The 12665-nt window shown below is 39.2% G+C and carries 13 protein-coding genes; 3 read left to right on the top strand and 10 right to left on the bottom strand.

Annotated elements, in window-relative coordinates; translation table 11 throughout:
* Positions 1-131 precede the first annotated feature (131 nt).
* Both ACH0CI_RS11545 and ACH0CI_RS11550 read left to right on the top strand, forming a co-directional pair.
* Complete coding sequence (locus ACH0CI_RS11545; protein ID WP_406901465.1) at positions 132-1805, top strand: ribonuclease J; 1674 nt, start codon at positions 132-134, stop codon at positions 1803-1805.
* Positions 1806-2032: 227 nt separating this feature from the next.
* Complete coding sequence (locus ACH0CI_RS11550) at positions 2033-2185, top strand: YpzG family protein (RefSeq protein WP_013056278.1); 153 nt, start codon at positions 2033-2035, stop codon at positions 2183-2185.
* Between the two features lie 44 nt (positions 2186-2229).
* Here ACH0CI_RS11550 and ACH0CI_RS11555 read toward each other — a convergent pair whose 3' ends face one another.
* The 3 genes from ACH0CI_RS11555 to ACH0CI_RS11565 form a co-directional block, all read right to left on the bottom strand.
* The gene (locus ACH0CI_RS11555; RefSeq protein ID WP_013082476.1) at positions 2230-2370 is read right to left on the bottom strand and encodes a hypothetical protein; all 141 of its coding nucleotides are present in this window, start codon (positions 2368-2370) and stop codon (positions 2230-2232) included.
* A 70-nt stretch (positions 2371-2440) separates the two neighbouring features.
* A complete protein-coding gene (locus tag ACH0CI_RS11560) occupies positions 2441-3784 on the bottom strand; it encodes an amino acid permease (protein ID WP_335706861.1) in 1344 nt (447 codons plus the stop codon).
* 126 nt (positions 3785-3910) lie between these two features.
* Positions 3911-4537 carry a LysE family transporter gene (locus tag ACH0CI_RS11565; protein WP_335706860.1) on the bottom strand — a complete coding sequence of 209 codons (627 nt, stop codon included), beginning with the start codon at positions 4535-4537 and terminating at the stop codon, positions 3911-3913.
* Between the two features lie 166 nt (positions 4538-4703).
* Between ACH0CI_RS11565 and ACH0CI_RS11570 the strand changes: the two genes are divergently transcribed.
* Positions 4704-4940, top strand: coding sequence for a hypothetical protein (locus ACH0CI_RS11570; protein ID WP_014460820.1), 237 nt, complete (start codon positions 4704-4706; stop codon positions 4938-4940).
* Positions 4941-5076: 136 nt separating this feature from the next.
* Here the strand turns inward: ACH0CI_RS11570 and ACH0CI_RS11575 are convergent, their stop codons facing one another.
* The 7 genes from ACH0CI_RS11575 to ACH0CI_RS11605 form a co-directional block, all read right to left on the bottom strand.
* Positions 5077-5925: an MBL fold metallo-hydrolase gene (locus ACH0CI_RS11575; RefSeq protein WP_406901466.1), complete on the bottom strand. Its 849-nt coding sequence runs from the start codon at positions 5923-5925 to the stop codon at positions 5077-5079.
* Positions 5926-6078: 153 nt separating this feature from the next.
* The gene (locus ACH0CI_RS11580) at positions 6079-7518 is read right to left on the bottom strand and encodes an aldehyde dehydrogenase family protein (protein WP_335706858.1); all 1440 of its coding nucleotides are present in this window, start codon (positions 7516-7518) and stop codon (positions 6079-6081) included.
* A gap of 482 nt (positions 7519-8000) precedes the next feature.
* Positions 8001-8291 carry a putative quinol monooxygenase gene (locus tag ACH0CI_RS11585; protein WP_033578504.1) on the bottom strand — a complete coding sequence of 97 codons (291 nt, stop codon included), beginning with the start codon at positions 8289-8291 and terminating at the stop codon, positions 8001-8003.
* Positions 8292-8481: 190 nt separating this feature from the next.
* On the bottom strand, positions 8482-9147 hold the full coding sequence (locus tag ACH0CI_RS11590; RefSeq protein ID WP_406901467.1) for a type 1 glutamine amidotransferase domain-containing protein: 666 nt from the start codon (positions 9145-9147) through the stop codon (positions 8482-8484).
* Positions 9148-9414: 267 nt separating this feature from the next.
* Positions 9415-10635, bottom strand: a complete 1221-nt coding sequence (locus tag ACH0CI_RS11595) for an MFS transporter (protein WP_406901468.1) — start codon at positions 10633-10635, stop codon at positions 9415-9417.
* Between the two features lie 358 nt (positions 10636-10993).
* Positions 10994-11458: a histidine utilization transcription antiterminator HutP gene (gene hutP / locus ACH0CI_RS11600; RefSeq protein WP_060747532.1), complete on the bottom strand. Its 465-nt coding sequence runs from the start codon at positions 11456-11458 to the stop codon at positions 10994-10996.
* Positions 11459-11669: 211 nt separating this feature from the next.
* Positions 11670-12629 carry an L-threonine 3-dehydrogenase gene (locus ACH0CI_RS11605; protein ID WP_406901469.1) on the bottom strand — a complete coding sequence of 320 codons (960 nt, stop codon included), beginning with the start codon at positions 12627-12629 and terminating at the stop codon, positions 11670-11672.
* Positions 12630-12665: the final 36 nt, after the last annotated feature.

The raw sequence follows: 12665 nt of genomic DNA on the forward strand, positions 1-12665 counted from the left end.
CTTTTTACTTGCATCCCTCTTATTAAATAAAAATAAAATCTCCATATTTAACAGAATGCACCAGAAATAAATGTTCATACTAAGAATAGAAATTCTGCACATTCATTTTGAAAATATAGGAGGAAATAAGTGTGAGTACAAATAGAAACACACTATCGATTTTTGCTTTAGGCGGCATTAATGAAATAGGAAAAAATATGTATGCCGTTCAATATGATGATGACATCATTGTAATTGACTGCGGCTCTAAATTTCCTGACGAAAGTTTATTAGGAATTGATTTGATCATACCTGATATTACATACTTACAAGAGAATCGAGAAAAAGTTCGAGCACTGGTTGTTACTCATGGTCATGAAGATCATATTGGAGGCATTCCTTATCTTCTAAAACAGTTAAGCCTCCCCATTTATGCAACAAGCCTTACCCTTGGATTAATTGACATTAAACTCCAAGAACATCAATTATCTGCAGAGACGGAGCTTATTGAAATCAACGAAGAGTCAGAAATTACATTAGGCAATATTCCACTTTCTTTTTTTAAAACGAATCACAGCATTCCAGATTGTCTTGGCATTGTCTTTCATACGCCTGAAGGAGCTGTTGTGCATACCGGGGATTTTAAGTTTGATTTAACTCCTGTTAACGACCAATATCCAGATCTTCATAAAATGGCAAAAATCGGAAGTGAAGGTGTACTCGCTTTAATATCAGAAAGCACAAATGCCGAGCGCCCTGGATTTACGCCTTCAGAAAAGCTAGTTGGCAAACATGTAGAAGAGGCCTTTCGTAAAGCAAAGCGAAAAGTGATTATTTCTACTTTCGCCTCAAATGTTAACCGCGTACAGCAAATTGTAGATGCAGCGATTAAAACGAACAGAAAACTTGCGCTGCTAGGAAGAAGCATGGTTAACGTTGTATCGGTTGCGTTAGAGAAAGGGTATTTAACCATTCCTGAAGGGATGCTAATTGAACCTTATGAAGTACATTCACTTGCGCCTGAACAAGTCGCTATTCTCTGTACTGGAAGCCAAGGCGAGCCGATGGCCGCTTTATCTAGATTAGCCAGCGGAAATCACCGCCAAGTAGAAATTCTTCCTGAAGACACGGTCATTTTATCAGCAGGGCCTATTCCTGGTAATGAACGTAATATCTCTCGTATTGTCGACAGCCTTTTCACACTCGGGGCTCATGTGATTTACGGTTCAGGAAGCGCAACAGGTATGCACGTATCAGGACATGGCTATCAAGAAGAGCTAAAATTAATGGCTACATTGATGAAGCCAAAGTATTTTATCCCGATTCACGGCGAGTTTCGCATGCTTCATCACCACAGCTTATTAGCAGAATCCGTCGGGGTGGAAAAAGAGAACATTTTTATTATAAATAACGGTGATATTGTTGATATCAAGGGCGGAACAGCTGTTCAAACAAGGAAAATTCCTGCAGGCAATGTATATGTAGATGGATTTGGCATTGGGGATGTTGGAAACTCGATTTTACGTGACCGCAAACAGCTTTCAGAAGATGGTATGCTGGTTATTGTTATTACTCTGAATAAAGCGGAAGGGAAAATTGTGTCTGGTCCAGATACCATTTCACGAGGCTTTGTTTATACAAGAGATTCAGAACAGTTGTTGAAAGATGTTAATCGACAAGTGACTAAAATTGTAAATCAATTACAAAAAGCTCATGTTCACCAATGGAGCATTATGAAAAAAGAAATCAAGACAACGCTTGGCCAATTTTTATATAACCAAACCAAAAGAAGACCTATGATCCTTCCCATCATTATTGAAGTTTGATTACTCAACTAAAAAACTGCCTTAGTCCCCACTAAGGCAGTTTTACTTTATAAATCCGAAGCTTAGTCCAAAGTTAGAAGTTGCCCTTTATAGTTTATGAATAGGCACTCCCTTTATATGTATGGTTAAAAGTGTTAGGTGTATTTCTTCTTTTTTATCCCATTCTATAAGAGAGATATTTCACCGTAAATATCTCGTGAAAGTATCCTATCCTTGAGGTGATTATGATGAATGATAAAAATCAAGTAGATCAGCATTCAGAACTATTCCGCCACAACTGGACGAGACCGAAGCGTTCAAAGTCCCAAGTAAATGGACATACAGAGATGTCTCAAACGAACATCATCTTGCGAAGTAATGCAAAAGCTCATCGTTGGTAAGGATACACTTCAACAAAAAAAAGACGCGAACGCGTCTTTTTTTATTATTGGCCGTCTGCCCCGCTTTGAGTTATCTTGCGAATATGACCATCTTCATAATTATTTTCTCGTAGCGCTTTTGCTTTGTCATCTACTACTTGTTTTTGATCTACTTGTGAAGAAGGAGTCTGCTTGTTTTTTGGCATGATCATAACCACCTTTTGTTTTTGTAATTGTACAACGTGCATAGTGTCCCTCATAAAGATTAAATATATGTTAGCTAGCGGCTTCTTCTTCTTTCCACTTATGGCGCAGTTTTAAAATAACAGCGCTTATAACAATTAAAAAGCCTAAGCTTGCAAAGAAACCTGGCCTGCTTGCAGATTCTAACAGCGTACCGCTTACTGCTAGCAGAATTAATAAGAGGCCCACAGCTTGTTTTACTTTATCCCAAACGGTTTGTTTGATTAAGCGATGAAAAGAAATTAAAATAAAGAACCAATTATAAATCAGCATCAGTCCAGCTGCTGTTGTAATGTACTCATAAATTTTCCCGGGCAATAGCAAGGAAAGAACAATAGAAACAATTAATCCTGCTGTTGTTAAAAGTAAAGCCGGTAAAGGAAACTGCAGCTTTTTCTGTTTTTGTTTTGAAAACAATGCAGGAGCATCTCCATCTTCTGAAAGAGTGACAATCATTGTTGTTACGGAAAAAAAAGACGCTGACATTGTTGAGAAACCCGCAATAATCATTGCTCCATTAAAAACATGAGGGAAAAATGGAAGATGATATGTTTCTAAAGCCGTTATAAATGGACTTTGATTTCCATGAAAATCATGAAATGGCACAATTAAAATAGCTAAACTCAGTGAAACAATATAAATAATTCCAAGGAGAATAAGCATACTTCTTCCCGCTTTCGGTGCGTCTTCTTTTTTTTCTAAACGAACCGTCATGATCCCCATAACTTCGATGCCGCCGAAAGCATAAAAGGCATAAAGCAAAGCGCCCCATAAACCTAAAAATCCATGAGGAAATACTTCACTTATCGTTCGCGGCACTCCTTGTTTGGCACCTTCGTCTAAAAATCCAAATAAAGCGAGACTAGCTAGTACAATAAACATCAAAATGGCAGCTACTTTTGTGACAGCAAATACATTTTCCATTCGTTCAAAGCCTTTTGTTCCGATTAATACAACAGCAATGCCTAAAACAGCATAAATAGAGGCAAAGACCCACAGTGGAATATCTTCAAACCAAAAACGTGTAAAAAGAGATAAAGCCGTGAGCTGACTCCCCATGATCAGCATCTCTGAACTCCAGTACACCCATCCGCTGCTAAAACCTGCCCATCTTCCATAAGCCTTTTTAGCATAGGAGCGAAACGAACCTTTTTGAGGATCTTGAGCACTCATTTTAGCAAGAGCGTCAAATACAATAAATGTACATACTGCTGCTAGTAAAAAAGCAATTAATACAGAGGGACCCGTGGCTTTTATTGCAATACTTGATCCTAAAAAATAGCCTGTACCGATGATGCACCCTACTCCGATTAAAGACAGCTGCCACCATTTTAATTTCCCTTCAACCTGACTTCCGCAGCCTATTTTCTTTTTCATACTATCACTCCTTACACCTCGATGTAGTGTGTGATAGTTTGAAAAATTTATGCGCAAAAAGAGGCAGCTTTCTACTATTTTTCAGCAGATAGAGAACGCTTTAAATTAAATTCTGCTTTTCCCCTTTTAAATAATGAATTGCTGTACAGCTTGCCAGCCGAAATATATACCAAATCCTATTAGAGAAAGGCCGGATATAACGGAGACTGCAGCCAAAAACGGCGCCGCTAAATACCTTCGAAAAGTGCTTGCTAAAGCTGCCATAGCAATATCCCAGCATAAAATCCCTGTAAAAATAGCACAGCTGTATAAAATAAGCTGTTCTGTTTCGTATGTATTAGCTGTTTTGGCTAAAACAGAGCCATAAATACCCAGCCAAAAAAGAATAGTAAGCGGGTTTGTTAATGAAATGAAAAAACCTGAAAAAAAACACTTTACTACCGAATCTCCTTTTGCGTTCCGATGCTGTGTAATTTTCCCTGCGCTCATTAATCCTTCAATACCGGTATAAATTAATACGAAGCATCCAAACGAAAAAAGAAATGTTTTCATAAAATCGCTGCTTAAAAAATGAACGGACCCAAAATAAACTACAAGCATATAAAGAGCGTCAACCGATGTTGCTCCTATCCCTAAGAACCAAGCATGTAAAAAACCATTTTTAATTCCTTTATCAAGCTGAGCGGCGTTGATAGGACCGATTGGTGCGGCTAACGATAGCCCTAATAACATATAGCTGAAAAAAGCTCCCACATACATCCCTCCCTGCTTCTGAGGTTTTATAAATTGAACTATGATAAATGTATGCAGCCTACTTAGCTTGTACTACGTAATTTTTATTTTATTTCTAAATCCTTTTGTATAGCTGCGGAAAAGCGGCGCATGTTAACTGTAAATACTATACAGAAGGATGAGAGGCATGAATTCATACACTCATATTAAAGAAGCACTACAATTAGCTGAGCAGGCTGTTTATCAAGGACAGATGAATTTGAATGGAGCTAATTTTCAAAATGCTCAAATGCATTTGAATATCGTTCAGCAGCAAATTAATGAACAAAAAGAAGCTGCGTCTGGTGATAAAGAATTAAGACGAATGGAAGAGCACTTAAGACATTTACGTGAAGCGCAGCAGGCTATTCAGCAAAATTTTTAATAAGGGTAGTTGTAACTTTTTTTACTTTTATACGAAAAACTAAAAAAGCTCTACGAACTCACTGAGTTCGTAGAGCTTTTGATCTTCACCTGCAGCTTTTAAGAGCTGCGTAAAGAGTAAACTTTTTTCTTTAGCCTTATACATACTTTCCATAATCCGGACGAGCAATCTCATCAAAATTCTTCGTAAGCTTCAATAAATTAGTTGAAAGCCATTCGCCTGAAACCGGTTTTCCATGTCCTGTCACCGCCACAGATGGATAAAGTGACTGAAGAACTTCAACTGATTTTTTGGCAGATGCCCAGTCCGTAGTTAAATAACGAGGAGGACCGCTAATTTCCAATTCTTGCTCTAGTACATCCAGTAAATATTCTTGCCTAGTGGTAACAAAAGCATCCCCGGCGATAAGGGCAAGATCCCGCTTTCTAAAAAGAGAAATATGTCCTGGAGAATGACCAGGGGTGTGAACCCATTCCCATTTGGGCATATGTGGTACAGAGCCGTCGGCTGGTAAAGCTTGCACATGAGAACCTAAATCAATGGATTCCGTTGGAAATAGCGGAGAAAGCTTTGCTACAAGCCCGCCTTCCACTGTACCGTCTGGTGTGGGATAATTTTTTTTACCCGTCACATATGGAAGTTCAAGCGGATGTGCATATACCGGTATTTTCCACTTCTCCACTAATTCAATAATAGATCCAATATGATCAAAATGTGCATGTGTAAGAATAATTGCTTTTGGTATTTTTCCTTTTCCAAACCTTTCCTCTGCCTCGTTCATAATCATAGAAGCCGAGTTAGGCATGCCTGCATCAATTAGGACAAAGTGATCGTTCTTAGCTGGGTTCCCTATAAAACATACGTTAACAATCTGTGTAGTGTAGCTGTAGATATCCGGCGTCACTTCGACTCCTTTTCCACTGGCTATAGAGCTCATGGGAATAAAACTTTCCGTTGATGAACTTCCATGCATCTCTCTGTTCACTTTATAATTCCCTCCTTTAACGTGGCACTTCATATATGTGATACACGTTTATGCTATCCACCTTTGCTTCCGTTATTCTTTTTTTAACTAGCTCTCTTTTATGTATCCATAAAAAAAAGAAAGGAGAAAAACTCCTTTCTTTTTTTACATCAATTATACTTTTGCCGGAACTTTAACGCCCATGATTGCTTTTGGCTCTAGATATTCTTCAATACCAAATGCTCCCCACTCGCGTCCGATACCAGATTGTTTGAATCCACCGAATGGTGCAGCTCTGTCTTGCTCAGCATCGTTGACGATGATTTGACCAGCTCTAATATTTTTAGCAACATAGTCAAGCGTTTCTTGGTCTTTTCCGACCGCATAGCCTGCAAGTCCGTAGACTGTATCATTTGCGATTTCAAGAGCTTGTTCTAAGTCATCATACGTGATAATAGTGGTTACAGGTCCAAAGATTTCTTCTTGTGCAATAACCATATCATTTGAAACGTCAGTAAAGACTGTCGGTTTAACAAAGTATCCTGTCTCTAAGCCGTCTGGTTTGCCCGTTCCGCCAGTAAGAAGCTTTGCACCCTCATCCATTCCTTTTTTAATATAATCCTGTACGCGATCCCACTGTTTTTCCGCTACGAGCGGTCCAGTTACGTTGTCTTTATTTAACGGATCGCCAACTGGGAATGATGGTAGAACCTTCTTCACTGCTTCTTCAAATTTTTCTTTCATAGAGGCAGGAATGATAATGCGCGTTGCTGCCGTACATACTTGTCCCGTATTCATTGCAATGTGTGAAACTGCTATTTTAGCCGCTTCTTCTACATCCGCATCCTCTAATACAACTAGTGGTGATTTTCCGCCTAGCTCAAGGGCTACTTTTTTGATTGTTTTAGCCGCATTTTGCATAATTTTCTCGCCTACAGCACCTGACCCTGTAAATGATACAAAATCAATGTCCGGGTGAGAACTAATACCGTCACCGATTGTGCTTCCCGTTCCGTTTACAAGGTTAAAGGCACCTTTTGGTACACCAGCTTCATCAATGATTTCTGCTAATATCATCGCTGCATACGGTGTAAGTTCTGATGGTTTTAATACCATTGGACTTCCTGCTGCGATAGCTCCTGCAATTTTAGTAGACGTTTGATTTGTTGGGAAGTTCCATGGTGTAATAAGTCCGCTTACTCCAATAGACTCTTTTACGACCTTGTAGCTTCCATGATCTTTTTCAAATGTATAATCTTCAAGTGCATTAGCTGCTTCTTTAAAGTGGCTAAGTCCCATTTCATAGTGAACTTCTTCTGAAATCTTTAAAGGAGCGCCAAGCTCTTCAGTCATAACTTCAATAAGCTCTTGTTTACGCTTCTCATATCCTTTTGCAATATTTCGAAGCATTTTAATTCGCTCTTCTTTTGTTGTTTTTGAAAATGTGGGAAGGGCTGCTTTAGCTGCTGCCACGGCTTTATCTAGATCTTCTTTTGTACCTAAGCTAATTTTACCAATTGATTTTTCAGTAGCAGGATTGATCACATCTGACGTTTCGTTTCCTGTTGATTCAACCCATTCTCCGTTAATAAAGTGTTTTAAATTTGTACGCATTGATTTGATCTCTCCTTTTAGTTTGTTAATTGTTGAACTATGTCATCTAGTTTTTATCTACCCGCCTGTCTGCTTCTCAAACACCACTGATATTATTTTTTGTTTCTCTCACTGCCTTATCCCTTTTCCAGTCGGCTTTTCGCAGCTGAAATTATTTTTCCCCTGAAGCTTTTTAGTTCTTTATAACAAACAGAGATGTAGTCATAGCGAAATCAATCCGATCTAAAGATAAACGAATGGGATAAAGGACCTAGTATGGGTTATTTGTTATTCCGCTGTTGATTTCCCTGCAAACCTTTTCTTTCTGCGTGAGGTCGATTAGCCTCCTCATCGATTACGCTTCTGCTTGGTCTCACTAAATGAAACTCATATTCACCATAACCACAAAAAAATCCGAACGAGTTTGATTCTCCATCAAGAATCTCGATTACTCGTTCGGATCTTCCTTCAACTAAAACACTTTTGTTCCAGCTTCTTTTTTATTAACGTACTTCTTGTAAACGATGTACTGCTCTGCTTTCAATTAACGGTTCTGTTTGCTGTCTGTATTGTTGATAGTGAGGTGTTTCAATGTGAGCTTCAACATCTTCTTTGCTTTTCCATTTCTCATAAAAAACAAATGTGCCTGCTTTGTCTGTATCCTGGTGGAGAGTGTATTGAATACATCCTTTTTCTTCTCTTGATGGTTCAATAACTTTTACTAACTCTGATCGAAGCTCTTCTTCTTTTCCTGGCTTGGCTTGTAAAATGGCGTTAATAATAACTTCTGACATCGTTTTTCCTCATTTCTTTTAAAAAATAGTCTCCATAAAAAGCTTCCCTCTTTTTGTATTCATTACACTGACCATCATATTTTTTGTATGATGATGGATCTCTCTAGTCCAAAACATACACATTATCTACGGCGGTCTTTGTTGATGCTGTTAATAAAAAAGCCTGTAGTCCTACAGGCTTTTTTACATCTTAGTTTAATAATTGTTTCACGACTGCTTTTGCTACACTGATTGTTGACTGAGGATTTTGACCTGTTATTAGGTTGCCATCTGCTTGTACATTATCTGTCCAGTTTGGAGCAGTTACTACATTTGCACCAAGTTCACGCAGACGTGTTTCCAAAAGAAACGGCATGAAGCGGTCTAATGTTGTTTCACGTTCTTCATCATCTGTAAACGCAGCAACACCTTTTCCTTCCACCAACGGCTTTTCATCTGATAATGTAACACCTACTAAGCCTGCGGGTCCATGGCATACAGCGGCTACTACTTTGTCTCCTTCGTATAGTTCACGAATTAAAGCATGAAGCGTTTGATTATCTGGCAGATCAAACATTGTGCCATGACCGCCTGGTAAGAAAACAGCATCAAATTTAGCACTGTCTGTAATTGTATCAAGTTTTAGGGTATTCTCTAGATGCTTAGCTGTATTTAAGATTTCTTGAGAAGTCTCTCCTTCAAGGCTGCGAGCATCCACCGGCGCTTTTCCTCCTAGAGGACTTGCTACAGTAATTGTAAATCCAGCTTTTTCAAACTCTACGTACGCTTCACCAAATTCTGAAAGCCAAAGGCCTGTTGGATAATTTCCCTTCATTTTGTCAGCCGTTGTTACGACCATTAATATATGTTTAGACATAGTAACGTCCTCCTGTAAATAAAGATAGTATTTTCTATTTCGGCCTTACACATCATATTGTAAGAGAGGAATTACTATAATACAAATTAGAAAATATCTGCTTATCCATAAATATTTTTATAGATACTGTGGACGCCTTTGTTAATAAAGCATCTGTGAAAGAAACAATCATCTAACACCTGAACTTATTTTTTTATACACTCAAAAAAACCGCCCTTTTGAGTAAGCGCGGTTTTTTCCAGAAAAGCATAGAATCTATCTTTTATGTTAAAGAGCAGATTGAGCGTTCATTTGTTTCACTTTCTTTTCTCCCGTTTTTTTAAGACTCACCATAAAAATAAACGAAATACAGTACAGCCCCGCCAAGTACGTCATCGCTACCGTCATATCATAGCTTTGCAAAAGATAGCCGACAAGAATGGGTGACAACCCTCCGAGCGCTCGCCCGAAGTTAAAAATGGTGTTCGTTGCAGTACTGCGAACTTCTACCGAATAGTGACTGCTGATCAAGGCTCCGTATCCTGCGAACATTCCATTTGAGAAAAATCCGACAACAGCTCCTCCTATAAGCAGCCCTGCACTTCCTTCGGCATACGAGTATAAAAACACCGCACACGCTGAAGCAAGGAGAAAGATTCCAAAAGTACGTTTCGAACCAAAACAATCCATAAATTGACCAAATGTTAGCATACCTATAATCATTCCAACAGCTGTACTGATTGTCCAAAGAGCTGAACTTGAAACAGAGAGGCCTTGTGATTGCTGAAGCATAGACGGAAGCCATATCATGAGTCCGTTATAGCCTGCAATTTGAACGGTAGCCATCACTGCCAGCGAAATGGTTGTCATCGCCGTCTTAGGCGTAGCAAATAGTTGGCGAAGCTTGCCATTGTTTTTAGCAACCGCTGTTTTCTCTTTTTGAGCTTTTAGCCACTCAGGAGATTCGTTTAAATTTTTTCGTACGATAAAAGCAAAAATGACGGGTATAATTCCGACAAAGAATAAGGCTCTCCATCCGAACATTGGCAGGATCAGAGAACTTAAAAGCGCCGCAAGAATAACTCCAAATTGCGCGCCAATACTAACATAAGATGAAGCTCTTCCTTGCTTATGTTTCGGCCACGCTTCTGCTACAAGGGCCATACCAATTCCGTACTCTCCTCCAGCCCCAATTCCGGCAATAAATCGTGAAGCATACACTTGTTCCACATTTGCTGCAAAACCTGTTAATGCCGTTCCGACTGCAAATAAAAGAACCGTGTAGGTAAAAACCCGCACTCTTCCAAATTTGTCTGCTAAAATTCCGAAGATGACTCCGCCTATCAGCATTCCTATATTTGTAATAGAAGAAATAAGTCCACCTGTTGCTAAATCAATGTGAAATTCAGCAATAATCATTGACATAGCAAACGAGATAAACATAATGTCCATCCCTTCTAACGTCAAACCTGCTACTGATGCTACAACTGTCTTGTTACGATAATTCATGTTGTTCCACCCTCCACTGTATTCTGTCTGTATAAACGCTCTTTCTTTTTTGAAGGAATGGATAAATAATATATGTCCATTCTCTTTTGAAGCCTCTCTGGACTTCGTTTAAAAGAGGTAAGTAACGCATAAAAGCCCTTTTGTCGCAGAGGGCAAAAGGGCACAGATAGGCATAGAAGCAGTAAACAAGTTATCCGTCCTTTTCGGCCTCTCTGGACCGTCTTAAAGGCAGTTATTATATTAATCACTATGTTAACACGCCGCACAGAACCTTTCAATAAGAAAAATATCTTCTTTAAAACAGCTATGTACATCTGCTACTCGCTTTTTATTATCATACTATTTCATCAATTACTCTTTAGATATGGTTAAAACCAAAGCCTAATGTATCATGTTCAAAGCCTTTTTTGGGCGCACCTATTGTTCCATACACACAAACGCTAATCCATTCGTCGCTTGATCCTGAGAACTCAATTTTTCCGCGCACAATTGAAAATGTGAGTCCTACCGTCCGTAAAATATCACCTAACTGCAGGGTTCCTCGACTAACTCCTTGAATAGCTTCAAGTATAGCATGATAAAGAGCGTGGACTTCCCGGTACGACTGGGCATTAATAATTTTGTTTGTCTTGGCGCTCGTTTCAATTGCCGCCACGACTTTAGACAGTTCCATCGCTCCGACTTTTCCTACTGTGTAGCTATATCCTCTCTCATTGATTTCCTTTTCAATACCTTCAGCTAGTTCCGTATTGTGTAAAAGAACGAGTAAAGATGTTAATCTTCCCATTGAAAAATCATTAACTTGTTGAAACTTATTATTCAACTGTCATTCCCTCCCTTCTATCCCCTTATTATTTTAACAGACGAATACCTAAAAGGGTGCTGATTATTCAACGAACGAGCGCTCACTTAAAGGGGCAGAAGATCTATGTGTACCGTCCACCACTTTTACGAAGTAGAACTTGCATAAACAAGCAACCTGCCTTTTAGTAAGCGCTTACTTTATTTTCGAGAAAGAAATCATTTTTCTCTGCTTACGTTAAGACAAGCTGTGATTCAACTTTTAACTTTCCCAGCATCTCTCTCGTCATTTTTTCTAGGTTATATTCTGCTTTAAATCCCCACTCTTCCTTCGCACAGCTGGAATCTATATGGTTAGGCCAGCTTTCAGCAATTGCTTGTCGAACAGGATCTACTTGGTAATTCAGCACAAATTCCGGAATCGTTTTTCGAATTTCCGCTGCCATTTGTTCTGGATCAAAGCTCATGGCAGAAACGTTAAATGAATTTCGGTGCTTCAGCTTAGAACCGTCTGCTTCCATTAGTTGGATAACAGCGTTTAGTGCATCAGGCATATACATCATATCCATATATGTTCCTTTGTCGATATAAGACGTATAGCGCTTATGTTTAACGGCTTCATAATAAATTTCAACAGCGTAGTCCGTTGTCCCTCCACCTGGAGGCGTTACATATGAAATTAAGCCTGGAAAACGCAGCCCTCGTGTATCGACTCCGAATTTATGGTGATAGTAATCGCAAAGTAATTCACCCGCTACCTTATTAACACCATACATCGTGGTAGGACGTTGAATTGTATCCTGCGGCGTCCAGTCTTTTGGAGTTGTTGGACCAAATGCACCAATTGAACTTGGAGTAAAAAATTGGCACTTCAGCTCACGCGCTACTTCGAGCGCGTTTACTAATCCGCCCATATTTAGATTCCAAGCTAGAAGCGGCTTTTGCTCAGCTGTCGCTGATAACAGCGCAGCCAAGTGAATAACCGTATCGACTTTATGCTTTTCGGCGATCGTAAATAACGCAGTCTGATCCGTTACGTCTAAAATCTCGAATGGACCTGAAGTCACAACATCGCTCGTCGTCTTGCGAATATCAGTGGCAATAATATTTTCTGAACCATATCTCTCTCTCATTTTCATTGTTAATTCAGAACCGATTTGTCCTAGAGACCCCGTTATTAATACTTTTTTCATCTCAATATCCTCCTCATGTACTGCTTAGATTCAACG

The organism is Priestia sp. 179-F W1.4 NHS (assembly GCF_045369295.1).
Lineage (GTDB): Bacteria > Bacillota > Bacilli > Bacillales > Bacillaceae_H > Priestia > Priestia zanthoxyli.

Bases quoted from the DNA above. Each gene is read 5' to 3' on its own strand.
- ACH0CI_RS11550 (WP_013056278.1), top strand. From the start codon at position 2,033: ATGAATGATAAAAATCAAGTAGATCAGCATTCAGAACTATTCCGCCAC.
- ACH0CI_RS11555 (WP_013082476.1), bottom strand. From the start codon at position 2,370: ATGCCAAAAAACAAGCAGACTCCTTCTTCACAAGTAGATCAAAAACAA.
- ACH0CI_RS11560 (WP_335706861.1), bottom strand. From the start codon at position 3,784: ATGAAAAAGAAAATAGGCTGCGGAAGTCAGGTTGAAGGGAAATTAAAA.
- ACH0CI_RS11570 (WP_014460820.1), top strand. From the start codon at position 4,704: ATGAATTCATACACTCATATTAAAGAAGCACTACAATTAGCTGAGCAG.
- ACH0CI_RS11580 (WP_335706858.1), bottom strand. From the start codon at position 7,518: ATGCGTACAAATTTAAAACACTTTATTAACGGAGAATGGGTTGAATCA.
- ACH0CI_RS11585 (WP_033578504.1), bottom strand. From the start codon at position 8,291: ATGTCAGAAGTTATTATTAACGCCATTTTACAAGCCAAGCCAGGAAAA.
- ACH0CI_RS11590 (WP_406901467.1), bottom strand. From the start codon at position 9,147: ATGTCTAAACATATATTAATGGTCGTAACAACGGCTGACAAAATGAAG.
- ACH0CI_RS11595 (WP_406901468.1), bottom strand. From the start codon at position 10,635: ATGAATTATCGTAACAAGACAGTTGTAGCATCAGTAGCAGGTTTGACG.
- ACH0CI_RS11605 (WP_406901469.1), bottom strand. From the start codon at position 12,629: ATGAAAAAAGTATTAATAACGGGGTCTCTAGGACAAATCGGTTCTGAA.